The organism is Actinomadura sp. 3N508 (assembly GCF_044326375.1).
Classification (GTDB): domain Bacteria; phylum Actinomycetota; class Actinomycetes; order Streptosporangiales; family Streptosporangiaceae; genus Spirillospora.
Window position 1 is genome coordinate 134682 of sequence record NZ_JBIRAX010000007.1, and the last position, 23032, is coordinate 157713.

The window sequence follows — 23032 nt, forward strand, 5'->3', positions numbered from 1 at the left end:
GGCCGCCAAGGACGTTTCGGCCGCCGAGGGCCCGGCGCGGTCAGCCGAGCAGGTCGCGCAGGAACCGCCGGTAGTCCTCGTGCAGGTCGTGGCACGCCTGCCGGGCCGGCTCGAACTCGCCGCCCAGCACGCCGGCGGCGAGGACGCGGTGCCGTTCGAGCGTGGCCTCGTCCATGGTGCTGCCGTTCGGGCTGATCTTGATCACGGTCGAGATCTCGCTGGTGAATTCCTCCCACAGGCGGACGGCGGTCGCGGACCCGGCGGCGGCGACGATCGCGCGATGGAATCGGTGGTCCGCGCCCGTCGCCTCGGCGCCGTCCGCGGCGCACCGCTCCAGTTCGGCCAGCGCCGCCTCGACCTCGGCGGTCTCCGCCGCGTCCGGGCCGCGCCGGGACGAGACGCCGAGCACGCCGCACTCCAGCACCTCCCGCATGACGGTCACCTCGACGAGGGACCGCTGGACGTCCCGGGACTGGAGGGCGACGTCCTTCGCGGTCACGAAGGCGCCCCGGCCCACCTGGACGTCGACCAGCCCGAGCGAGCTCAGCATGCCGAGCGCCTCGCGGACGACGGGCCGCGAGACGCCGAATGCCTCCGACAGCCGCCGCTCCGACGGGAGCCGCTCGCCGGGGCCGTAGCGCCGGGCCCTGATGTCCTGGAGCAGCTGGTCGGCGACGCGTGAGCGCTGCGTCCGCGCGCTCACCGGTGACCGCCGTCCGGTCGCGGGGCGCCGGGGCCCCGTGCGTGCGCGCCGGGTGGAGCGCACCGGTGGTTCCGGCCGTCGTCGCTGCACCGCGTCATCGCTGGGTCGACTCCTTCGTTCGCTGCCCGCCGGTCCCTGCGGCAGGGGAGGCCGCGCACCGCCGCGCGGACGCGGCGGGCGCCGCGGGCCACGGTCCGGTGGCGCACGTGCAACATACCGGGCGCGCCGGCCGCGGCCGCCGCGGACCGCCGCCCCGTCCGGCGAGGAAGCCCTGGACAGGAGCGTGACGCATTGCTACATTCCGTCTCCGGTAATACCGGTAATACCAGAGAGGGCGCAGCAGTGCACGACAGCAAGCCCGTCCCGGAGACAGCGGAGACCCCCGAGGCGCCGTGGCCGCCTCGGATCGGCGTCGACGGCCGCAAGTTCCCGGGCGCCGTGCGGGGCGGGTGCCACGACACGCTCGACCGTGCCCGCGACACGGGCTTCGAGGGCGTCTTCTTCCGCACCCTGCTCGACATGAGCCCGGCCCTCGACGCCGGCGAGCTGCGGGAGATCCGCGAGCACGCCGACGACCTCGGCATGTACCTGGAGGCGGGGCTGGGCAAGGTCAACCCGTTCGCCACACCGGAGACGCCCGAGCTGCGGGCGGCGGGCGACGGCGACATCCTGCTCGGGTTCCGCCGGATGATCGAGGCCGGCGCGCGGATCGGCTGCGCCGAGTTGTGGGCGGCGACGACCGGCTACCAGGCCGGGTACGCCGGCAGGTTCGTCTGGGACAGGTTCCGCACCGACGTGACCTGGACGGAGCAGCTCGCGGCGACGGCCCGGTTCCTCGGCCGGCTGCGGCCGATCGCCCTCGACCTCGGCGTGCACGTCAACCTGGAGACGCACGAGGAGATCACCTCGTTCGAGCTGGTCGAGCTCGTCGAGGCGGCGGGCCCGGACGTGTACGGCATCGTCTTCGACACGGCCAACCCGCTGCAGCGGCTGGAGCATCCGCACGCCACCGCCGACCGGGTCGCCGCGTACGTGCGGCAGACGCAGCTCAAGGACTGCTCGCTGTCCCCGGTCGAGGACGGCCTCCGATTCGACCTCACGCCCTGCGGCGACGGCCTGGTCGACTTCGAGCACGTCCTGGCGACGCTCGCGCGCACCGCTCCGGCGGTGAACCTGACGATCGAGAACCAGGAGTCGCGCGACGACTTCCCGGGTCCGGCGCCGGTCACGGTGCTGCCGATCCGCGACGCGGAGTTCGCCGGCTCGCATTCCGACCTGACCATTTCCGAGTTCGCCGCGTTCACGGGCCTGGTGTACGACCACGCGTCGCGGCGTCCGCGGGCCGCATCGCCACCGGCCCGTTTCGGTCACGCCGAGGCGATGGCGGCCGTGCGGCGCAGCCTGGACCACGTCACACAGGTCCGTGACCGGGTGGCCGCCGCGACTCGTCCCTCGGCGGTGCCGGCATGACTCCGACACCGGACGCCACGAGAACGCGCGTCGGAATAGACGGCCGCAAAGTGCCCGGCGCCCAGGGACGCCCGCCCATCGAGCGCCTGGACCTGGCCAAGGACCTGGGCCTCGACGGCGTGTTCTACCGCACCGTCTTCGACATGGACCCGGCCCTTGCCGCCGGCGACCTCATCGAGTACCGCCATCGCGCCGACGCCCTCGGGCTCTACCTCGAAACCGGCGTCGGGAACGTCAACCCGTACGCGATGGCCGAGCATCCGCAGCTGCGCCGGGCGGGCGACGGGGACACCGTGCTCGGCTTCCGCCGCGCGATCGAGGCGGCGGCCGGGATCGGATGCCGGGAGCTGTGGGTCGTCACCGGTGGCTACAAGAACTACCCGGGACGGTTCGCCTACGACCGGTTCCGGAGCGATGTCGACTGGCCGGCCCAGTTGGACGAGACCGCGCGCTTCCTCGACCTGCTCGCGCCTGTGTGCCGGGAGCACGGCGTCCACCTCAACCTGGAGACCCACGAGGAGATCACCTCGTTCGAGCTGGTCAGGCTGATCGAGCGCGTCGGGCCCGACGTCCTCGGCATCACCTACGACACCACCAACCTCCTGCAGCGCGGCGAGGACCCGCTGGCGAGCGCGCGGCGGGTGGCGCCGCACGTGCGCCAGACCCACGTCAAGGACTGCCTCCTCGGCGTCGGCGCGGACGGGTTGCGCTACCAGCTCCGGCCCGTGGGCGCCGGGACGCTCGACCTGGCGGCGATCCTCCGGGCGCTCCGGGACGCCGGGGCCCGGCCCAACCTCAGCCTGGAGACTCTCACCTCCGCGGCGGAGTCCGGCGGCGGCGCGGACGGCCTGCACCCGTACCTGCGTCCGCTGACGATCGAGCTGTACGACCCGGCCTGGCACGCCGTGCACCCGGACCTGTCCGCCGCCGAGCTGGCCGCCGTCGTCCGGCTGGCCGCGGAGGGCGACCGCCGGGTCGCCGAGGGCGCCGCCGAGCCGATGTCCGCGTTCGCGGGACGCCCGTTCACGCACGCCGACGCGGTGGCGTTCGTCCGGGCCGGCGCCGCGCACTTGCGTTCGCTCGCGACCGAGGGAGGCGTGCCGTGTCCGGCGTGACGACCGAGGCGCTGTCCGCCCGCTGGGACGAACTCCTGCAGCGCGCCGACGCCGACGCGGTCGTGGTCTTCGGCGCTCCCGGATGCCTCGGGCCCGCCGCCGACTCGCCTGGGAACGTGCGGTTCCTCACCGGCTGGGCACCGCCCTTCAGCCCGGCCGCCGTCGTGCTCCGCCGCGGCCGGCGGCCGGTCGTGCTCGCGGTCGGGCCGCATGACGCCCGCGGATTTCGCGCACGTCTCGGCGACACGGCGGACGTCCGGCAGTTGGCAGGGCCCGCCGCGTTCGCCGAGCCGCTCACGGCCCTCCTCCGGAGATCACGGACCTGCGTCGCCGGCCTGTCGGAACTGCCCGCCGGTCCGGCCGATGCGCTGCGCGGGGTGCTGCCCGAGCCGCACCCGGTGGACGGCTGCCTCCACGCGATGCGGATGCGCCACTACGCCGACTTCGCGGACGCGGCGAAGGCGGTCGCCGCGATCTCCGACGCGATGATCGAGCGGGTCTTCGCCGAGGCCGCCGCGCGTCCCCGTTCGGGCGCGGAGCTGATGGTCGTGGCGGAGCAGACCGGACGCTCCCTCGGCGCCGAGTCCGCCGGGTGCTGGATCGCGACGGGCGAAGCGCCGCCCACCACCTACTTCGAGCAGCGGGAACTGCGGGACGTCCTCGCCGACGGCGACCGCCTCCAGATCGGGACCACCGTCCGCCACGAGGGCTTCTACGGCCAGAGCCTCCGGATGGCCGTGGTGGGCGACCGGCCGCAGCCGCTCCTGGAGGAGCACGCCCGCCACCTCCTCGCCGTCCAGGACGAGGTCGCCGCGCTGATGCGCCCTGGCGTGCCGCTCGCGGACGCCGCCTCCCGCACGGCCGAACTCGTCGACGGCGCGTGCCCCTACCCGGCGGGCGAGGACCCGTTCCGGTTCCAGTTCTGCCACGGGCTGGGGCTCAGCTACTCCGAACCGGCGATGCGGGCCGTCAGCGGCGCCGGCCAGGCCGATCCGCGGTTCGCGGACGCGGTGTTCGCCGAAGGCATGGTGGTGGAGGTCCACCCGAACTACTCCGTGCCGGGCCTCGGGCACGTGTGCGCCGGTGACATGGCGCGGGTGACCTCGACCGGAGCCGTCTGGCTCACCTCGTCCGAGCGCGGCCTGGTCCGCCTCGGCGCCGGCTCCCGCCCGTCCCACCCCACCTCATGAAGGGTGCCACCGTGATCGACCAATCCAAGATCATTACCGGCTCGGCGGGCCCGGCGCAGGGGGGCCCGGCCCGGTCCCGCCGCGATCTCCTCAAGGCAGTGGCGGCCGGGGCGCTGCTGGCGGGCGCCGGGACCGCGGCGGCGGCCTGCGGCGGCGGCCCGGCGGCCGGCGCCGGATCGGGGACCCGGCTCAAGGTCGCCCTCGGATGGGTGACGAACATCGAGTTCGCCGGGTTCTGGCTGGCCGCCGACCGGGGCTACTACCGCGACGAGGGCCTCGACGTCGTGTTCCGGGGCGGCGGGCCGAACACGCCGCTGCCGCACGTCCAGCTCGCCTCCGGCGCGGTCGACCTCGCCGTCGACCCCAACATGCGCCAGGTGCTCGAAGTGATCGGCAAGGGCAACGACCTGGTGCTGCTCGGCGCGCAGTTCCAGACCGACCCGAACGGCCTGCTCTCGCTGAGCAAGAACCCGCTGACCAGGCCGGACGATCTGCCCGGACGGCGCATCCTCAGCCAGCAGGGCACGCAGCCGCTGTTGCAGGGCCTGTACAAGGCCAACAACCTGAAGCCCGACTTCCAGTTCGTCCCGGCCGGGTTCGATCCAGGCGCGCTGGTCCAGGGCAAGGGCGACGCCTACAACTGCTTCGTCACCAACCAGCCCATCACGCTGGAGACCAAGTTCGGGCTGCAGCGCGGTTCGGGCTACGAGGTCGTGACCTACGGCGGCTTGGGCTGCCCGGCCTACGCCAACATCATCTCGTGCAAGCGCGCCACGGTGGCGCGGCGGCGCGACGTCGTCGTGAAGTTCATGCGGGCGTCCGCCCGCGGCTGGCAGGACAACCTGGCCGATCCCGGCGCCGCGGTCCGGCTCGTCCTGCGGAAGTACGGCGTCGACCTCGGCCTCGACGAGAAGCAGCAGAACCGGCAGAACGCGCTCCAGACACCGCTGACCGAGAGCGGGCTGACCAAGTCCAAGGGGATGCTGCGCATCGACCCGGAGACCTTGACGTCCCGGATGTATCCGTGGCTCCGGCTGGCGGGCGCGGCGCGGCTGCCGGTCGTGGGCAAGGCCGTCGACACCTCCGTCCTCGACGAGGTGTACGCGAAAGGCCCGAAGCTGTGAGCGGCACCGTGGTCGGCGACGGCCGCCCGTCCAGGGACGGGCACGACGAACCGGCCGGGGACACCGCCATGGTGGAGCTTCGCGGAGTCGCCAAGGAGTTCGCCCTGTCGCGGCGGCGCGAGCCGCTGTGCGCCCTGGACGGAGTCGACCTGACCGTCGCGCGCGGCGAGTTCGTCGCGCTGCTCGGGCCGTCGGGCTGCGGCAAGTCGACGGTGCTGCGGATGATCACCGGGCTGGAGACGCCGACCTCGGGCTCGGTCCGGGTGGAGGGCGGCCCGCCGTCCGACCTGATCGCCCGGCACCGCCTCGGCGTCGCGTTCCAGGACTCTGCGCTGCTGCCGTGGGCGAGCACGTGGGACAACGTCGCGCTGCCCTTCCGGCTGGCCGGCCGCGCGGTGCCCGCGGAGCGGATCCGCGCGCTGCTCGCGACGGTCGGGCTGGAGGGCTTCGCCCGGGCCCGTCCGAAGCAGCTCTCCGGCGGGATGCGGCAGCGGGTGTCGATCGCGAGGTCCATGGCGCTGGACCCCGACGTGCTGCTGCTCGACGAGCCGTTCGGCGCGCTGGACGCCGTCACCCGCCGCCGCCTCAACCTCGAACTCGGGGCGGTCTGGGCGGGGCGGCGCACCACCACCGTGCTGGTGACGCACGACGTGGCCGAGGCCGTCCTGCTCGCCGACCGGGTGGCCGTGATGACCGGACGTCCCGGCTCGGTGGCGCATGTCGAGGTCGTGCCCGCGCCCCGGCCCCGCGGCGAGGACTTCACCCGCGGCCACGGTTTCCACGACATCGTCGACCGGCTGATCGCGCTGCTCGACGATCCCTCCGGCGGCCGGCCGTGATCGCGGCGCGGAGGGCGGGCGCCAGCGTGCTGGGCGGCGCCGTCCTGCTAGCGATGTTCGAGGTGGTCGGCCGGACCGGGGCGGCCGGCAGCACCTGGCCGCCGCTGTCGTCCGTCCTCTCCTACAGCACCGGGGAGCCGGGCAGGACGATCCTCGCGCGCGCGGCCGGGGCGACCGTGACGGAGGCCGCGACCGGGCTGCTCGGCGGCGCCCTCGCCGGTGTCGCCGCCGCCGCGCTCGGCCTCGTCGTCCCGTGGCTTCGGGCCGGCATGAGCCAGCTCGCGGTCCTGCTCAGCACCGTCCCGCTGATCGCGCTCGGCCCGGTCCTCGTCACCACGGCGGGCGCCGAGCGGACGCCCGCGGTGATCGCGGCGCTCGGCGCGGGCTTCGCGGTCTTCGTCGCGATGTCCTCGGCGTTCTCCCGTCCGGCGACGAGCCTGGACGACCTGTTCCAGGTCCTCGGCGCGTCCCGGACGAGCACCCTGGCGCGGCTGCGCGCCCCGGCCGCCGTCCCGGCCCTCTTCGACGGGCTGGCGCTCGCCGCCCCGGCGGCCCTGCTCGGCGCGGTCGTGGGCGAGTGGTTCGGGGCGCCGCGCGGTATCGGCGTCCTGCTGGTGAGCTCGATGCAGAACTTCGACATCGTCCAGCTGTGGGCGCACGCGCTGTGCCTGTCGGTGGTGTCCCTGGCCGCGTACGGGACGCTGACCGCCGTCCGCGGGGCCTCGGTCCGCCGGTTCACCTGATGAGGAGGATCTCGTGAACGACGCCCGTACGCCGCGGATGCTGCAGCGCTGCCTCCAGGTCTCCTGGCCGGCCGTCCTCCTCGTCGGCGGGTGGGCGCTGTGGGTCAAGGTGAACGGATACACCGAGCTGGTGGCCCCGATGCCGCAGCGCGTCGCCGCCGACATCGCCGGCCACCCGGGCGCCTACCTCGGGCCGGCGCTCACCACCACCTGGACGGCCCTCGCCGGCCTCGCCGCCGGGACGCTCGTCGGCGGCGTGCTCGCCGTCCTGGTCTGGTCCTCGCGGATCATGACGGCGGTGCTGACCCCGGCGGCGGTGCTGATGCGCTCGGTGCCGGTGGTGGCGATCGTGCCCGTCATGATCGGGTTGCTCGGCACCGGCCGGGCCGCGGTGGTGGCCATCACCGTGGTCGTGACGTTCTTCCCGGCGTTCAGCCTGGTCGCGTCCGGTCTGCGGGCGCCTCCGGCGGTCGTCCTGGACGTCTTCACGGTGCTCGGCGCGTCGAAGCGGGCCATCCTCGTCCGGCTGCTCGTCCCGTACGCGGCGCCGAACGCGCTGGTGGCCGTCCGCATCGCCGCTCCGAGCACGATCCTGTCGGCGATGCTGGCCGAGTTCCTCATCGGCAAGAGCGGCCTCGGGTTCATGTTCGTCGACTCCGTGTCGTACTCCCACTACGCCCGCGCGTGGGGAACCGGTGTCGTCGCCACGGGACTCGCGGTCGCGGCGTTCGTCGCGGCGACCCGGCTGGAGCGCCGGGTCCTGAACCGGGTGACCTGACTCCGGCCGGCCTGCACGGGAGAAACAGAAATGCGCGACAGTCGTGGATGGAATGTGGACGGCGAATTCCGGGTCAGCCCTTTCAACACCCGGCCGGAGCTTCACGAGGCGTACGACTGGCCCGACCCGTTCACCCTCATCGACAGCACACTCCGCAAGACGCTGTTCACGGCCGGGACCGTCACCACCATCGGCGGATTCCTGCGCATCGCCGAGGAACTCGCGTCGGCCGGTGTGCGGCACGAAAGCCTGAACGTCGACTGGACCGGCGGCACGACGCCGCCCGAACGCCAGCTCGAACTGGTCCGGGCCGTCGGCTCCCGCGACTTCGGGTTCACCCTGAACGTGTTCGCCGACACCCTGCTGTCCGACGGGACGCGGCTGACCGACGGGACGCGCGCGACGGCGGTCGGCATGCGCGAAACGGCCGAACTGCTGGTCGACCTCGGCGCCGACACGCTGGCCCCGGGGATCGTCCCCGCCGCCTCCGACGCCCGGGCGCGCCAGCTCGACGAACTGGAGGCGCTCTTCGAGATCGCCCGCAGCCTGGACGTCGGCGTCACCGTCACCGTCGCACAGGTCGGCCTGCGCGACCTCGACGAGATGGTGCCCGCGGTCAACCGGGCGATCGAGCTCGGCGCGCTGCGGATCGACCTCATGGACTCGGTGAGCAGTCTCGGCCCCGAAGCGATGAAGGTCTTCGTCCGGGAGTTCCGCGACCGGCTGGCGGCGCCCGTGCCGCTGACCATGCACACCCACGACGACTTCGGCCTCGCCACGGCGTGCACCCTCGCGGCCGCGTCGGCCGGTGCGTCTCCGGACGTCGCCGCCGGCGGAGTGTCGTACCGGTGCGGGTTCGCCGCGCTGGAGGAGGTGGTGCTGGCCCTGGAGACCCTCTACGGCGTGCGCACCGGCATCGACCTGTCGGCGCTCACCCGGCTCGCGCGGACGGTGGCCGAGGAGTCGGGGCTTCCCGTCCCGCCGCTCAAACCGGTCGTCGGCCGGTACGCCCACCTGCGGCACATGCCGCGCGACGTCGCGGCCGTCCTGCGCGGCGGGCCGGACGCCTTCCCGCCGCCGTCGTCGTGCGTCGCTCCCGGAATGGTCGGCGCGCGGCTGGAGTGGGTGTGGGACGGCCTCGGCACCGACGACATGGCCGCGGCTTTGGCGGAGTCCCGTGGCGAGACGTTCACCGGCGAGGAGGCGGCGTCCGTCCGGCGTGCCCTCGATGCCGCGGTGGCCGAGATCGAGCGGTATCCGCGCTGGCTTGAGCCGGAACGCGTGGCCGAGGTCACCGACAAGGCCCTCGCCGATCTGCGCGGCCGTTCGGACACCGTCCCGGTCGAGGTGACCGGCTCCGCCGTCGAGGCGGGTGTGCAGGTCTTCGACGGGCTCGGCATGCGCCGGGCCACCGAGCTGGCGTACGCCTGCTGCGGCTGGGCGCCGTGGGCGGACCGGCTCGTCGCCGGGCGGCCGTACCGCACCTGGGACGCGCTGGACGAGGCGGCCCGCACGGGCCTCGCGGCATTGCCGGACGACTCGCTGACGACGCTCGTGGATAAGCACCCGCCGATCGGCGCGACCACCGGAACCGCGGACCTGGCGGCGAACTTCTCCCGGCTCGAACAGTCCTCTCTCGCCGCGTCGCTGATGCTGCTGCGCGAACTGGCCCGGCTCAACGCGTCCTACCGGGACCACTTCGGCTTCACCTACCTCGTCGCGGCCGAAGGACGGAGCGGCGCAGAACTCGTCGCGAACATCCGGCGCCGCATGGAGAACTCCCGGTCGCGGGAACTTTCGGTGGCCCATGCGGAGCTGACCGCGATCGTCCGGACGAGGCTGCGCCGCACGACCGCCGCCCTGACCACGTCAACCCCCTGAAGGTCCCGCTCAGCCGGTGTCTCCTACGAAGCGTGGTTTCCGGCGCTGAAGAACCGGGCCGTTTGCGCGGCGCAGATGGCCAGGAGGAGCGATATCGGCATGGTCCAGGAACCGGTGACGTCGCGGAGCACGCCGACGGCGAACGGGCCGGACGCGACGAGCAGATAGCCGGCGGTCTGGACCATCGCCGACAGAGCGGCGGTGTCGGCCGCAGTGCGGGTCCGCATGCTGAACAGGGCCAGGGTCAGCGGGAACGCGCCGCCGCCGATGCCGATGAGCACGGCCCAAAGCCAGGGCGTCGTCTCCGGGCGGAGCAGGAGGCCGGTCAGGCCGGCGATCTCGGCGACGGTCGTTCCCGCGCCGAGCGCTCCCAGGACCGGGACGGCGAAGTACACTGGCACGCCGACGAGAAGCGCGGCGGCCAAGAGCGCGCCGGCCTCGTCCGGCGCGAAGCCCGCGTCGAGATAGACGGTCGGCAGCCAGGCCATGACGACGAAGGCGAGCACGGACTGCGTCGCGAAGAGCGGGGTGACCGCCCAGGCGACCGGGCTGCGCGTCAGGCCCGCCGTGCGGGCGCCGGGCTCGGCCGGGACGGCGGCGCGGCGCGTCTGCGGCAGCCAGATCGCCAGCGTGGCGGCGGCGAAGACGGACCAGGCCGCGAGCCCGCCCCGCCAACCGCCGAAGACCGCGCCGACCGGCACACATCCAGCAGCGCCGCCGCCTATTCGAGTACGTGTCGGCGCCATGCCAGCGGGAGGCCCGATCAGGACAGAAGCGTCTCGGCATCGTCGACCGCGCAGCGGGCATCGTCCAGAGACGCCGCCGACCCGCGCGATCAGCTAGCCGGTCAGCCCTTCGTATCGAAGTACCGCGTGGAGTCCGGGGGGACCCAGCATTCGGCGATGAACAAGTCGCGACGGTGCGCCCGGATCGGTGGCCGACATCCGCTCTGCCCTCCGTGAGGTGCGTCGCCGCTACATCGGCGAGTGGTGCCGCGAGTATTCGAGGCCGGCCGGCACCGGAATACGGGCCACCGAACGGGGCTGGAACTGATCGCCGCCCGCCACGGTGAAGACCCGCTCAACCTCCAGCAGGGGTCCGCACCACGACATCCGCCGCTACCTGCAGGGCACCCGCTTCGTCCACCGGGGCCTTCACACCGCGCGCCGCCATCTCCATGGCGCCCGCCTCCGCGCCCACCACGTCCGCCGCCTCCATGTACGCCGCGGCGGCCACCGTGGCACGAGCCTCGTCCGCCGCGACCACTGCGAGGAACCGTTAGTCACCGGCCGGTGGTCTGGGTCCTGTGTCCCCTAGGTGCGGGGGCCATCCGGCAGCGGTCTCTCGGAGCAGCAGGCGCCGCAGGGCCGGGTCATCCCAGAGCTGACGGACGCGCCCGATCAGCGCCTGGGCATCGTGGTCCCCCTCGCCGGCCATGGTCAGCAGATCGAGAATGTCGCGGTAGGCCGGCGGGAGTGGCGGCCCGGCGGCACCGGCGAGTTCCAGCAGCATCTGGTGCGTGACCTCCAGCCGTTCCAACTGCTGGCGGGCGTCGGCGAGCTCGGCGGTGAGTCGCTCGACACGGGCGCGGGCCGCGTCACGGTCGTCGGCCAGGCGGCGCAGGAGCTGGTCCGGGGACCGACGGGGGCGGCTGGCCGGTCACGCGACCGCACCGGCGGCCAGAACCTGGGCCGCGGGCGGGGGCGGGGTGTCGCGCCAGTGGGTGGTGGTGCCGGTCAGCCGGCGCGTCATCCGGTCGGTGGCCGCCCAGTACAGGTGGGACTCGCTGCTGGCGGGCAGCTTCTCGTAGTCACGGGCCAGCCGCCGGTGCAGCATGGTGGTGCCGAAAGGTCTGCTCGGCCACCCACCGCTTGGGCACCGGGGTGAACCCTCTGATCCCCGGTTCGGGCCGCACCGTGGTGACCGTGATGCCCAGCCCGGCGCCGTGAGCGGCGACCGCGTTCTTGAATCCCGCGTCCACCCACGCCGAGCGCACCGAAGGGTTGCCGATGGCGACCCGGTCCAACAGCTCGATCCCGATGGCGTTGTCGTGCACACTCGCGGCGGTCACCACCACCGCGATCAGCAGGCCCAGCGCATCGGTGGCGATCCCGCGTTTGCGGCCCCGGCTCTTCTTCCCCACATCCAGCCCGGTCGTGGCCGAGGGCACCCCGGCCGCGGCGTGCACGGTCTGCGAATCCATCACCACCGCCGAGGGATCCTCCGCCCGTCCGGCGACCTCGCGGACCCGGCCGCGCAGCAGATCATGGATCGTCTGGGCCAGCCCGTCATCGCGCCACCGGGCGAAGTAGTAGTACACCGCCGAACGGGGCGGCAGATCATGCGGCAGGTACTCCCACCCGCAGCCCGTCCGCTCCTGATACAGGATCGCGTTCACGATCTCCCGCATCCGATACCGGCCCTCATGGCCCGACACCGATGGGTGCCGCGCCTTCCACGCCACGATGACCGGCTCGATCAACGCCCACCGCTCATCGGACAGATCACTGCGATACGGCTTGCGCGCTCCCTCGCCCTCGACTCCCATGCCACCCACGGCAACCCGGCAAGGACCGAGCGTCAACAGGGCGGCAACCAAGCCCTCACCAGCCCGCCAAACCCACAACAGGGCAATCCACTACAAACAACCCTCTCAGTTGGCCTGGTTCAGCGGCTTGAGGTACTGGCCGGGGTTGCCGACCTGCTTCTCGGCGAGGGCCTTGAAGTAGGCGTTGCGGCTCTGCTCGTTGGCCTGCCGCTTCATGACCTCGTCGATGTTGCCGGAGTTGACGATCAGGGTGCCGGGGTTCCACCAGCCCTCGGGCAGCTTCCTGCCATCGCGCTTGCTCTGGATCAGCAGCCCGATCGACACGTAACCCTTCAGCCAGTGCTCGGGCGAGGAGACGGCGAACAGCTGCCCGTCCTTGACGGCCTTCAACGCGGCCGGGTCGAGGTCGCAGGAGCCCGCGAGGAACTTGCGCCCGGTCTGCTTCTGGATCAGCGGCAGCGAAACGCCGTCCTGCGAGCCGACCCCAAGGTAGGCGATCGCCTTCGGGTTCGCCTTGACGACCGAGTTCCAGGCGTTGAAGTTCTCGGTCGGCTCGGACTTCATGTCCAGCGGGCCTTTGATCGTCAGCTCGGGACGTTCCTTCTTGATGACGGCGACGAGCCCCTCGACGCGCTGTTCAAGGAGCCGCAGGCCGGGAATCGCGAGGCCGATGACGACCTCGCCCTTGGTGCCCGGCGGGACGTTCTTGACGAACTCCTCGCCGAGGGCGCGCCCGACCTCGGTGTTGCTGTTGCCGACGAACAGGTTGGTCTTCGTTCCGGGCGGCGCGGCGGTTTCGGGACGCCCTACACCCCGGACAGGCCGGAACAGGTCAAGACGCCGCTCGGCCTCGCGCATGCCTTCACCAGCGCGTCACGAGGTCACCTTGGAAGTGATCGTCCACGCGATCACCAGCCGCCGCGAGCCGTTGAGCCGGCCCGCGAGCATGACCCGAGGCACTGCCCCCCGATGCGGCGTCGAGCGGGCACGGGAGGAGGGGATACAGCGCAAGACGATGAGGGCGGCTCCGGCCATTGACCAGATTCCGCCAGTTCAGGCGGCTCGCGCGCAACAAGGCTAGTTTGGTCGATCGGGTTCGCTCCTGACGAGGGGGCCGGATAAGGGGGAAGGACTCAGTGGCGTACAACCTGGAGCAGTTGGGGCCCACCGGGTTCCAGGATCTCGCAGCGGCGCTATCGGTGCAGATCTTCGGCAGCGGTGTCCAGGTGATGGGGGCGGGCCGCGACGGTGGCCGGGACCTGTACTGCAAGGCCCCGGTCATCTGGCACAAGACCGAAGACCGGACCGGTGAGGTCTGGGAGGGGTACACGGTCTTCCAGGTCAAGCACAAGAGGGACTTGGCGCCCCGGCCGGCCGACAACGCCTCCTGGTTGTGGGGCCAGGTCCGGGAGGAGCTTGAGGCCTGGGCCGATCCTGCCTCGGGCAGGAACCCGGTGCCCGACAATCTTCTGATCATCACGAACGTACCACTGACGCCCGTACCCGGGTCCGGTGGTCACGATTCCCTCAACGACAGCATCCAGCGGTTCGTCGACGGTCTGGCCGACGACAGCCGGGACGTCGAGGTCGGCGCCCACCGCGCCGCCGATTGGGAGAAGGCCATCCTCACCGGCTACACCGCCTGGAGGCAGCTCCGTGCACAGGGCGGCGGGGTGATCGACATGGACATGTCCACCCAGTCCCTCACCGTCTCCGCGCTGCCCGCCACGGAGAACGACTGACTCCCCGGAGGCCGATCGTCACCTGCGCGCTGGGCTGACGCCAGCAACCCGCCAGCAGGCCGAGGCCCGGACGCGCCCCACCGAGAGCGCTACGTCGCCCGCGAGATCTACCGAGTCCTCACTCGCACAACGGTGATCGTTAACAGTCAATGAGATCTGGAGGAAGGCAGACAGGCGGAACGACGGCGAGCGGCCACGGATGATGATTGGCTGGTCAGCCTGGACGGCGGTAGATGGACGGGCCCCCAGCGATGCGGGCTGGGGAGTCAGTTGCCCAAGGAGGCCACTTTTTGACTCCGTCCACGTCGCGAGGCTAAGTCGTCCAGGATGGCGGGTATGCGCAATGGCAGGGCCTGGTGGCCATGGCTGGCGGTCCTGGCAGCGCTGGCTGGAGTGCTGGGCCTGGGCGTGTGGACTCTTGCCTCCTTATCCGGCAAGGACGGGTTGCAGACCTCGGCGAACCGCGCCCAGCTCACCGGCGGGTTCGTGCTGGCCGCCGCAGCGCCGTTGATCCTGGCGCTGCGGTGGGCGCGGCACCGCTCTCGCGAGCTGTCCGTGCATGTTGTCCCCGGTCTCGATGCGCTGTCGCGCGCCAAGGACCTGCTAGCCGAGTTAGTGGCCGAGCAATGGAAGGACGAGGCCCGGCGGCGGTCGCTGGATGACCCCGACCCGATCCCTGTGCGCTGGCGCACCCCCGCGCCGGGCACGCACACCGCCGCGATCATGGACCATCCCGATCTCATCGACCCCACCGCCACGAGCGAGAGCGGGGTGTGGTGGACGGCCTCCAGCGCCGACATCGCCGCGCTGGCCGACCGGTTCCGCCGCACCCGGCGGAGCCGCCTAGTGATCCTGGGCGGGCCCGGGGCGGGCAAGACCACCCTAGCGCTGCAACTCCTCCTGCACCTGCTGTCCACCCGCCACCGGCACCAAGACGAGCCGGTCCCGGTGCTGCTGCCGGTGGCTGGCTGGGATACCGAGCAATACCCTCGGCTGCACGACTGGCTGGCCGACCGACTCATCCGCGACTATCCGGCATTGCGCTCGCCCGACCTGGGCGACAAGGTCGCGCGGGCTCTGACCGCCCGTGGGCACATCCTGCCGGTTCTGGACGGCCTGGACGAGCTGCCCCCGGCCGCTCAGGCCACGGTGATTAGTGCGCTGAACTGGTCCCTGGGCGGTGACGACCAGCTCATCCTCACCAGCCGCACCATTGAGTTCACCGCCGCTGTCACCCAGGCCGGCGACGTGGTGACCTCCGCCGCCGTGTTGGAACCACGCCCTCTGTCTCCCGTGGACGCCGCCGATTACCTCACCCGCTGGCTGCCGCCCAGCCCCGGCTCGGGCTGGCAGCTGATTCTGGCCGGTCTGCGCTCCACGCCCCCCGCCGATCAGACTCCCCCTGGCCCGGCAGCGAGCGGGCCGTATGCCGCGCTGGCAGCCATCGCCGCCACTCCGCTGGGCCTGTGGCTGCTCCGCTCGGTGTACTCCGCGCCTCGCGCCGACCCATCCGAACTGACCGACACCGACCGCTTTCCCGACTCCGCCACGCTACGGGCACACCTGTTCGACCAGCTCATCCCCGCACTGATCGCCACCCGCCCGCCAAGCGACAGCCTGGCCGAACCCTTTCGGCCTCGCCAGCACCACGACCCTGCCCAGGTGCGGCGCCGATTGGGCTACCTGGCCAGCTACCTCACGCGCCAACCTGCGACGGCCGACGGCGACCGGGGAACCCGTGACTTCGCCTGGTGGCAGCTGGCCACCACCACGCGCACCATCCTCCGCGCCACCGCACTCACTCTTACCCTGCTCATCACCGTCATGGCCGGGCTCGCGGCCGGGCTCATGTTCGGGCCCGCGGGTGGGCTCGGAATCGGGGTCCTGTACGGGGCCGTAGCCTGGCCCATGGTCGGGCACGCGGCACGGTCTTGGGCGCGGGACACACCGGGGCACACCGACCTGCGCATCCGCCAGCGCTCGGCCGAACTCGCGCGCAAACTCGCATTGGGTATCGGAGGCGTGCTCGGACCCGCAGCCGTCCTCGGACCCGTGTACGGGCTCGTGGCCAGGTACGTGCTTGGGCTTACGGACTGGCTCACGCCCGTGCTCGTGCTCATCCTCGCGGCCGGGATCGTGGGCGGAATCGTGCGCGGGTTCGTGGACTGGGCGGAGACACCAACGCAGGCCCACCACGCCGCGACACCGATAGGCAACTGGCGCGCCGACCGGACCCTGAGTCTGGTCCGCATCAGCACCAACACCCTGGCGGGCGGGATCATACTCGGGCTCACAGGCGGGGTCACGCTCGGATTCGCGGGCGGCATCGCAGGCGGGCTCGCCGGGCTCGTGGTCGGATTCCCGGGCGGGCTCTTGAGCGGTCATCATCGGGCCTGGTCAGCGTATCTGGTCGCAACTTGGCGGCTGGCCTGGGCAGGCCTGCTGCCGCGCCAGCTGATGCCGTTCCTGGACGACTGCCACCGCCTAGGCCTGCTCCGCGCGGTCGGCCCCCTCTACCAGTTCCGCCACGCCGAACTCCACGACCACCTCGCCGCCACCTACCAACCACCCACCTGACCAAACACGACACCGGTCTCCACCGACGGGGCACCGTCTTGGCGGGGTCGGCACGCAGCAATACGCCCCGGCTTCCCGACGCACCATCAGCCAGGTCGTCCGCCCGCCGCCCCCATCGTGACTGTGACCGCACGTCCGGAGGTCACGATGGCCCCGGTTGCCCAAACATAGGAGCGTCGTTTTCGTGCTGTGGCGGATCCACCGATCGAGGATTGATGCGGGTGCCGTGGGCGAGAACCAGCCTCTTGATCGTTTGACCCCATCTGACCCTCACACTGAACGCGACCAGGCACCCCTGATTCGCGGGGCGTGCTGTGGCGAGCGACCGACCGCGCAATCCAGACGGCGATGGTCGCGGAACAACGTCACTACGCCGACGCCGAACAGCGCCTCCCCGACCTGGTACAGCGCATCAACGCCAACCCCGCCTACCGGGACGCACTTACCGCCCAGGCCCGCAAGCATCGTGCCCGCGACTACCTCATCACCCAGGCCGACGGGTACCCACCCCCCCCCCGGACGCCTGCTGGATTTGCTCGTAGACGCATTGGGGACCAGCCGCATCACTTCGCCCTGCACGCCTATGCTTCCTTTGCCGGACTGACCGGTTTGACAAGCGCGATCATCACCGGATGATGCCCTGGACCGCAGGCTCCTAGCCACTGCGGGAGCTCACGGTCTCCCACAAGACAGGCGCCAGGCGACGCCGCAACATCGCCCTCCTGGTGGACCCTGATCTAAACCGGCTGGACTGTCAGGGGTCGTGGTTATGTTTGGCCCGAGCATCGAAAGTCAGCGCGCTCCGCTCGACTGGACAGGGGTTGCGGATGGCCACTCGTAGGTACAGTGCAGGGGTTGTCGAAGCCCTCCATCTACTCTCGGGAGGAGGCTGCTACTTCCCGGAGTGTGGCGAGCCAACGATCAGATTCAGGAATGGGGTCCTCAAGAAGAACGTCGTAGTGGCCCACATCCATGCTTTTGAGGACGACGGTCCTCGGGCGATTAAGACGATGTCGATACCTGAGCGGAACGCCTTCCCCAACCTGATCCTGCTTTGCGATCCATGCCACGATATAGTTGATCATGATGTCGTTACGTACCATGCCGACCTTCTGAGGGAGTGGAAGGCCAACCGAGAGAAGAAGCCTCGGGGAAGCCTTGCGGGACTGCGGGATCTAGATCAAGCCTCCATGGAGACCATGCTCGACGACGCGATGGGTGAGATTCGGGCGGACATGGCCGCTGTCACCGACAAGTTCCCCGAACTTGCTCAGCTCCTGCGGGGCGTGATGGAGCACTATCCGCGATTGGACCCTGAATCGATCGGCATGCTCCACGACGCCGCCCAGAACCTCGCCGGGCTGCCTCAGAGTGCGGAAATGTTGCACCATGCCTCCAAGGATCTGCATCACTTGCCGGGCGGCGCGGAGATGTCGCATTTCGCCTCCAGGGATCTGGACCGTTTGCCTGGCGGCGCGGAGATGCTATATCACGCGACTAAGGACCTGCACAGGCTGCACGAAAGTGCGGAGATGCTGGCCAACGCCGCGACAGACCTAAGCCATCTGCCGGATACGGTCGCGGCGTTACTTGCGGCCACGCGGGGACTTCGGGATCTGCCTCAGCACGGCGGGGAAGCATCTCCCGATGTCCGGTTCTGGAAGTTCACCGAGCAGCAGGAGAGCAATGTGGGCGCCGAATCATGGCTCGTCCAGGAGTTCGGTCATGGGCATCATCGCCTGGATCATCCTCGGCCTGGTGGCCGGGTTCATCGCCAAAGCACTGATCCCCGGCAAAGACCCCCAAGGACTGATCGTCACCACCCTGATCGGCGTCGCCGGAGCACTGCTCGGAGGCTTCCTCGCCACCCGATTGTTCGACGTCGACGGCGTCCAGGGATCCTTCGACCTCTCCACCTGGATCACCGCCATCGCAGGATCGACGGTTCTCCTGCTCGCCTACCACCTCATCACCTCACGCGGCAGTGGGCGCGGCAACGGCCGGCGCTCCGGCCGACGTGCGGGCGGACGCTCCGGACGTCGGGCCGGGCGCGGATGACTCGCTCCGCCCGGCAGCCGGCCGCGGTGGCCCGCGCCATCAGCGGTCCGGCGCCCTGCCCCTGAAGTGCCGTGCGTGATGCCCATCGCCAGCGGTTATCGCGGTCCTCCAGGTGCATCCATGAATGCCGCCCGCCCGCCAAGCTCGCCGCGGCCGGCCGGACCGCCGGCCGAGGAGTTCGATGATGAACGCTGAACAGACGCCCGTCCCGGCGGGTTCGCCGCGGGAGAACACCGGTGAACGTGCGGACCGCAATTTCGTCGGGCTCCTGCACGGGGCCCGGGTCGCGGTCACCGGGGTGCAGGTGCTGTTCGCCTTTCTGCTGACCGTCCCGTTCTCGCTCGGATTCGCCGAGGTCGCCGACTTCGACCGCGGCCTGTACTACCTTGCGCTGACCTCCGCCCCGGTCGCGGGAGATCGCCGACGCGATGCACGAGACGATCGCCGCGACCGGCCTGCTCGGCGGCGCGAGCGTCCTGCCCCAGGACGCGGGGGCGTGGGCCCGCCTGCTCGGCGACCGTTCCCCGAGGTGGAGTCCGCGTTCCACCGGATCTGGGACACCGTCCGCCACCTCCCTCCTGGCCGCCCCCGCACCATGATGTCCCCGACCGACCTGCGGCGAGCACCTTCTTCAAGGCTTATGCCAATTCGGCGCGGTGTTGCTCGACCCACGCGTAGTCGGCCTGTACCTCGCCCACGACCCCGGCCTCGCAAAGGCGGACCATTGCCTCGTCACCGGCTTCTGCGGCGGCGGCGATGCCGCGCCAGCAGCGATCCTGCCACCACAGAATCGCATCGATCAGTTCGCGCCTGTCGATCAGCCCATAGGCGTCACAGACCAACCGGACTCGCCGAGCCGTCTCCCCGACATCGGAGATGCCGGGCCCCAAGCCCACGTACTGCCAGCAAACATGCGCGACGTCATGAATTCGGCGTCCGGGAGTCGCCAGGTCCCAGTCGATGAAGGCCACCGGCCGCAATCCCGCGCCCAGATCCCGATACACCGTGTTCTTCGGCGACAGATCGTTGTGGCACACCACTTCTTCGTCCCTGGCCAGGTCCGTCGCGGCCGTCAGGTCGTGAAACTCCCGGACCAGCTCGGCGACCCGCATCAAGCTCTCGTCACTGTCGACCTCAGGCGGCTGAACCGGCTCCCACGCCACATGACCGTCGACAAAGCTGAGCACTTCCCGGCCTCGTTCGTCCATTCCCAAGAACCGTGGCGCCCCGTCCCAGCCGCCCCGCTCCAACAGACCAAGGAGCCGATGGACGAACTCCGCGTCAGTGCCAGGCCGTCGCCGCACCGTGTCACCAACACGGACGCTGACGTTCACCAAACCACCAGGCAGCGAGGACTCGGACACCCGACCATCCTGCCCGAACCAATAACGTGCCGATTCCGCGCTCAAACCGGGTTCGCGTCCGGAACACGGCTTCTCAGCGAGCGCAGGGCGGTCCCTGCTTGCCGCTCGACGTCCCCGGCTTGTACGCACCGCACACCACGACGGCCTCCGGACGGTCCGCAAGCTGCCGGAGCAGAACGAGTGTCTTGTCGGCGGGTGGCGCGTTGATGTCCTTCCGATAGGAGACGTACCCGGTGGCGCCGTCGAAGGTGATGCCTCCGCCGAGGGCGACGAGCACGGACTGGGGGGTGACGTTCCCGTTCAGCACACGGCCGGCCTGGTCGACGGCCCGTGACAGGGCATGGAAGGCGTCGTAGGAGACGGCGGAATGACCGTCCTGGACCCAGGGGTCGGTGCCCTTCGTGGTCTCCCTCACCATCGCGTTGTACTCGTCGACGAACTTGCGGGTCTTGTCACTGGCCCGCTTGTCCGTGGCGGGCAGCCGATGCGCGGAGTAGTAGAGCCGCAGCCAGTCCTTGTCGTTGAAGGCGCCCGTGAGGGCGACGTTGGTGAGCTCGTTTCCGCCGAGGATCGTGATGTCGTGGCCGATGCAGGTGCCCTGGCTGTCCATGGCGTTGATGAAGGCCGTGAAGTCGCGGGCCCGCGCCGACCAGTACACGACGGACGCCGGTTCGGCCTTGAGCGCGTCGCACAGAGCGCTCGCGAGCTGGTCCGCGCTGGAGATGTTCCTCGCCGGGACGGTCTGCGGCGCGTTCTCGAAGAGGCCTTCCTGGTTGAAGTTGAACACCTGGGAGGTGCCCCCGAACCCGCCGCGGAACTTGTCGGCGAGGCTCCGGCTGTAGAGGTCGGCGGAGCTTTCGATGATGAGGGCCTGGCGGGCTGGGGTGCAGTGGTCGTCGGAGCCGCGGTCGACGACGATGTTCTGGCCGCTCGCGAAGTCGGCCTCGATCCGCGCCTCGGTCGAGTTGGCCGGGGTGAAGGGCCAGTAGCCGGCGTTCGCCTTGCCGGTCGGCATCTCGTCGGCGGTCGCCGTGGTGCCGACCGTGGGGATTCCCGCTTCGCCGAGGACCCGCAGCGCGGCCTGGGTCTCGTTCCGGCTCTGCGCGTAGCCGAGGACGCCGACGATCCGGGCGTAGGCCGGGGTGTTGTCGTCAGCGGCCTGCGCCTTCACCTCCGCAGCGAGCCGCCGCGCCTCCGCCTCGGCGTTCGCGAACTCCTCGCCGGTGGGCCGGATGAGGACCCGGAGCGCGACGGCCTTGTCGTCGGACACCGCGGCCTCAAGCAGCTTCTTCTGCCAGAGCGCGATGCCGCGCAGTTCCGGGATCGTGCCGTCGAAGCGGGTCTTCTCCTTGTCCGTCGGGACGTTGGACTCGAACGCCACCACGGTCCGGACGATCTTGTGCTTGTCCTGGCGGGCCGCGTTCTCCGCCTGCGCGTTCTGCTCGTCGATCTTCCGTACGACCGCCTCGTACCAGGCCTTGGGATCGGTCGGCACGGGAGCGGTCCGCGCGGACTCGGCGACGGACTCGGTGCCGCCAACACAGCTGTGATCTTCGAGGACCCGCGGAACGATCGTGCCTCCGCTGCCCAGCAGGATCAGGAGGATCACGCAGGCCGTGATCGCGGTGGGGACCGTCCAGCTGAGCTTGAACGTCTTCGGCGCGACCTTGTCCAGGTCGAGGCCCTGCCCCTGCCTCTGGAACGCCTCCTCGGTGAAGGTGACCAGGACCGGGGGCCCGTCCTTCTCGGCGAGACGCACACTGGCCTGTGCGAACGTGAGCTCGGCGGGACTGTCCAGGTCGGCGAGCAGGGCCTCGGACGGCCGTCCGACGGCCACGATGAGCGGCCCCGGCGGCCGGGCGGTTTCTCGCGCGCCATGCGCAGAGCGCAGGAAACGCTCGGCCGCGCGGGCGCCCCGCTCGCCCGCCGGCGGCAGTTCCACCAGGACGACGGGACGAGCGGTCCTGCGCCGCCGGCGGGGCAGGACGCCGCCGACGGCCGGGGTGCGCAGATCCTCCAGGAGGGCGCGGTACAGCAGCTGGTCGAGCTGCTGAAGCGCCTCCTCATGCTCCGGGTCGTTCCGTAGCTGCGAACTCCACAGTCCGGCGGCGCTGTCGATCACGCGAAAGAGGTTCTTGCCTCCTCCGGCGATCGGTTCGGCGCCCAGCCAGCGGCGCATCACCGTGCGGGACCTCCAGCGGGCCCACAGCCATTTGGGCAGGCGCTGGACGAACGACAGCCAGCTGATCCTCATCAGGAAGCCCATGAGCCCATCCGGACTCGGGCCCTCCATTCTGGTGAAACTCAGCGGGCCGCCGCGCTGGGCCCGCTGCTCGCTCGCGTACCGCCGCAGTTCGCGCGCCTGCGGGCCGCTTTGCCAGGCATCCGGATTTTGCCGGGCATAGTTGATGAGGTCCCGCATGACGAGGAAATTCGGATACCGGTCTGGCGTCATGTGCTCCGGTGTGCCGATCATCATCTGGACGCCGGCGGTGTCGGACAGCAGGGCGGAGTCGTCCTCGGCGGGCAGGTGGGCGAACGGCACGAGCTTGCCGTTGTCGGTGAGCGCCGCGTTCAGCGCTCCGACCACGCGGTCCACGCCGTCCGGGTACGCGGACTCCGGTACCCGCAGGATGAACGGCGGCGGGCTGGTCGCCAGGCCCGACCGGTTCCGGTACTCCGGCGCCACCGCCGTCCGGAAGCCGCGGACGAACTCACCGGCAGCCCGGTCGTCGGGGAAACCCATCAAAGACTCCTCGGGGGGAACTCGGTCGCATGGAAACCGCCCGCTGCATTTGTCACTCCGGGCTGCGGAGATAATGCCACACGGGTCAGGCGAAGTAGCGCCCAATCGACGTTTCCAGTATACCGATCAAGCCGCCGCCCGTTCAGGCTGGCCG

General features: G+C 71.0%; 20 protein-coding genes and 2 pseudogenes. 14 read left to right on the forward strand and 8 right to left on the reverse strand.

The genetic code is table 11. The features are described 5' to 3' along the window. Window positions 1–40: 40 nt before the first annotated feature. Entirely contained in the window at window positions 41–703 is a 663-nt protein-coding gene (locus ACH34S_RS25005) for a FadR/GntR family transcriptional regulator (RefSeq protein WP_395955216.1), read from the reverse strand. Window positions 704–1045: 342 nt separating this feature from the next. Between ACH34S_RS25005 and ACH34S_RS25010 the strand changes: the two genes are divergently transcribed. Genes ACH34S_RS25010 through ACH34S_RS25045 form a run of 8 tightly spaced genes read left to right on the forward strand, consistent with a single transcriptional unit; the run spans window position 1046 to window position 9843 of the window. Further along, window positions 1046–2173 (forward strand): sugar phosphate isomerase/epimerase family protein, encoded by a 1128-nt coding sequence (locus ACH34S_RS25010; protein WP_395955217.1) that lies wholly within the window; start codon window positions 1046–1048, stop codon window positions 2171–2173. After that, entirely contained in the window at window positions 2170–3288 is a 1119-nt protein-coding gene (locus ACH34S_RS25015; RefSeq protein WP_395955218.1) for a sugar phosphate isomerase/epimerase family protein, read from the forward strand. Before ACH34S_RS25010 ends, ACH34S_RS25015 begins: the two co-directional genes overlap by 4 nt. After that, a complete protein-coding gene (locus ACH34S_RS25020; RefSeq protein WP_395955219.1) occupies window positions 3276–4478 on the forward strand; it encodes a M24 family metallopeptidase in 1203 nt (400 codons plus the stop codon). Before ACH34S_RS25015 ends, ACH34S_RS25020 begins: the two co-directional genes overlap by 13 nt. Window positions 4479–4489: 11 nt before the next feature. Next, window positions 4490–5602, forward strand: a complete 1113-nt coding sequence (locus ACH34S_RS25025) for an ABC transporter substrate-binding protein (RefSeq protein WP_395955220.1) — start codon at window positions 4490–4492, stop codon at window positions 5600–5602. Further along, complete coding sequence (locus ACH34S_RS25030; protein ID WP_395955221.1) at window positions 5599–6441, forward strand: ABC transporter ATP-binding protein; 843 nt, start codon at window positions 5599–5601, stop codon at window positions 6439–6441. The genes ACH34S_RS25025 and ACH34S_RS25030 overlap by 4 nt, the downstream gene beginning before the upstream one ends. Then, on the forward strand, window positions 6438–7184 hold the full coding sequence (locus ACH34S_RS25035; RefSeq protein ID WP_395955222.1) for an ABC transporter permease: 747 nt from the start codon (window positions 6438–6440) through the stop codon (window positions 7182–7184). Before ACH34S_RS25030 ends, ACH34S_RS25035 begins: the two co-directional genes overlap by 4 nt. A 13-nt stretch (window positions 7185–7197) precedes the next feature. Beyond that, window positions 7198–7962 (forward strand): ABC transporter permease, encoded by a 765-nt coding sequence (locus ACH34S_RS25040; protein ID WP_395955223.1) that lies wholly within the window; start codon window positions 7198–7200, stop codon window positions 7960–7962. A 30-nt stretch (window positions 7963–7992) separates the two neighbouring features. Next, entirely contained in the window at window positions 7993–9843 is a 1851-nt protein-coding gene (locus ACH34S_RS25045) for a 2-oxo-4-hydroxy-4-carboxy-5-ureidoimidazoline decarboxylase (protein ID WP_395955224.1), read from the forward strand. A 23-nt stretch (window positions 9844–9866) separates the two neighbouring features. Here the strand turns inward: ACH34S_RS25045 and ACH34S_RS25050 are convergent, their stop codons facing one another. The 5 genes and pseudogenes from ACH34S_RS25050 to ACH34S_RS25070 form a co-directional block, all read right to left on the reverse strand. Next, window positions 9867–10544 carry a hypothetical protein gene (locus ACH34S_RS25050; RefSeq protein ID WP_395955225.1) on the reverse strand — a complete coding sequence of 226 codons (678 nt, stop codon included), beginning with the start codon at window positions 10542–10544 and terminating at the stop codon, window positions 9867–9869. Between the two features lie 379 nt (window positions 10545–10923). After that, window positions 10924–11109, reverse strand: coding sequence for a hypothetical protein (locus ACH34S_RS25055; RefSeq protein WP_395955226.1), 186 nt, complete (start codon window positions 11107–11109; stop codon window positions 10924–10926). Window positions 11110–11121: 12 nt separating this feature from the next. Further along, a complete protein-coding gene (locus ACH34S_RS25060) occupies window positions 11122–11382 on the reverse strand; it encodes a hypothetical protein (protein WP_395955227.1) in 261 nt (86 codons plus the stop codon). A gap of 120 nt (window positions 11383–11502) precedes the next feature. After that, window positions 11503–12391: pseudogene (locus ACH34S_RS25065) on the reverse strand (IS5 family transposase). A gap of 105 nt (window positions 12392–12496) precedes the next feature. Then, on the reverse strand, window positions 12497–13249 hold the full coding sequence (locus ACH34S_RS25070) for a sugar ABC transporter substrate-binding protein (RefSeq protein ID WP_395955228.1): 753 nt from the start codon (window positions 13247–13249) through the stop codon (window positions 12497–12499). Between the two features lie 278 nt (window positions 13250–13527). On the opposite strand from ACH34S_RS25070, the gene ACH34S_RS25075 reads away from it, so the two are divergent. The 6 genes and pseudogenes from ACH34S_RS25075 to ACH34S_RS25100 all read left to right on the forward strand — a co-directional run bounded on the left by ACH34S_RS25075 (window position 13528) and on the right by ACH34S_RS25100 (window position 19367). Continuing rightward, entirely contained in the window at window positions 13528–14133 is a 606-nt protein-coding gene (locus ACH34S_RS25075; RefSeq protein WP_395955229.1) for a hypothetical protein, read from the forward strand. Window positions 14134–14469: 336 nt separating this feature from the next. Beyond that, a complete protein-coding gene (locus ACH34S_RS25080) occupies window positions 14470–16710 on the forward strand; it encodes an NACHT domain-containing protein (RefSeq protein WP_395955230.1) in 2241 nt (746 codons plus the stop codon). A gap of 309 nt (window positions 16711–17019) precedes the next feature. Continuing rightward, a complete protein-coding gene (locus ACH34S_RS25085) occupies window positions 17020–17346 on the forward strand; it encodes a hypothetical protein (protein ID WP_395955231.1) in 327 nt (108 codons plus the stop codon). Window positions 17347–18435: 1089 nt separating this feature from the next. After that, on the forward strand, window positions 18436–18768 hold the full coding sequence (locus ACH34S_RS25090) for a GlsB/YeaQ/YmgE family stress response membrane protein (RefSeq protein ID WP_395955232.1): 333 nt from the start codon (window positions 18436–18438) through the stop codon (window positions 18766–18768). 184 nt (window positions 18769–18952) lie between these two features. Further along, window positions 18953–19165: pseudogene (locus tag ACH34S_RS25095) on the forward strand (DUF6328 family protein); the annotation flags it as partial. Between the two features lie 31 nt (window positions 19166–19196). Then, window positions 19197–19367 carry a hypothetical protein gene (locus ACH34S_RS25100; RefSeq protein WP_395955233.1) on the forward strand — a complete coding sequence of 57 codons (171 nt, stop codon included), beginning with the start codon at window positions 19197–19199 and terminating at the stop codon, window positions 19365–19367. A 39-nt stretch (window positions 19368–19406) separates the two neighbouring features. On the opposite strand, the gene ACH34S_RS25105 is transcribed toward ACH34S_RS25100, so the two are convergent. Then, window positions 19407–20261: a phosphotransferase gene (locus ACH34S_RS25105; RefSeq protein ID WP_395955234.1), complete on the reverse strand. Its 855-nt coding sequence runs from the start codon at window positions 20259–20261 to the stop codon at window positions 19407–19409. Beyond that, window positions 20206–22878 (reverse strand): hypothetical protein, encoded by a 2673-nt coding sequence (locus tag ACH34S_RS25110; RefSeq protein ID WP_395955235.1) that lies wholly within the window; start codon window positions 22876–22878, stop codon window positions 20206–20208. Before ACH34S_RS25110 ends, ACH34S_RS25105 begins: the two co-directional genes overlap by 56 nt. Between the last annotated feature and the right edge of the window lie 154 nt (window positions 22879–23032).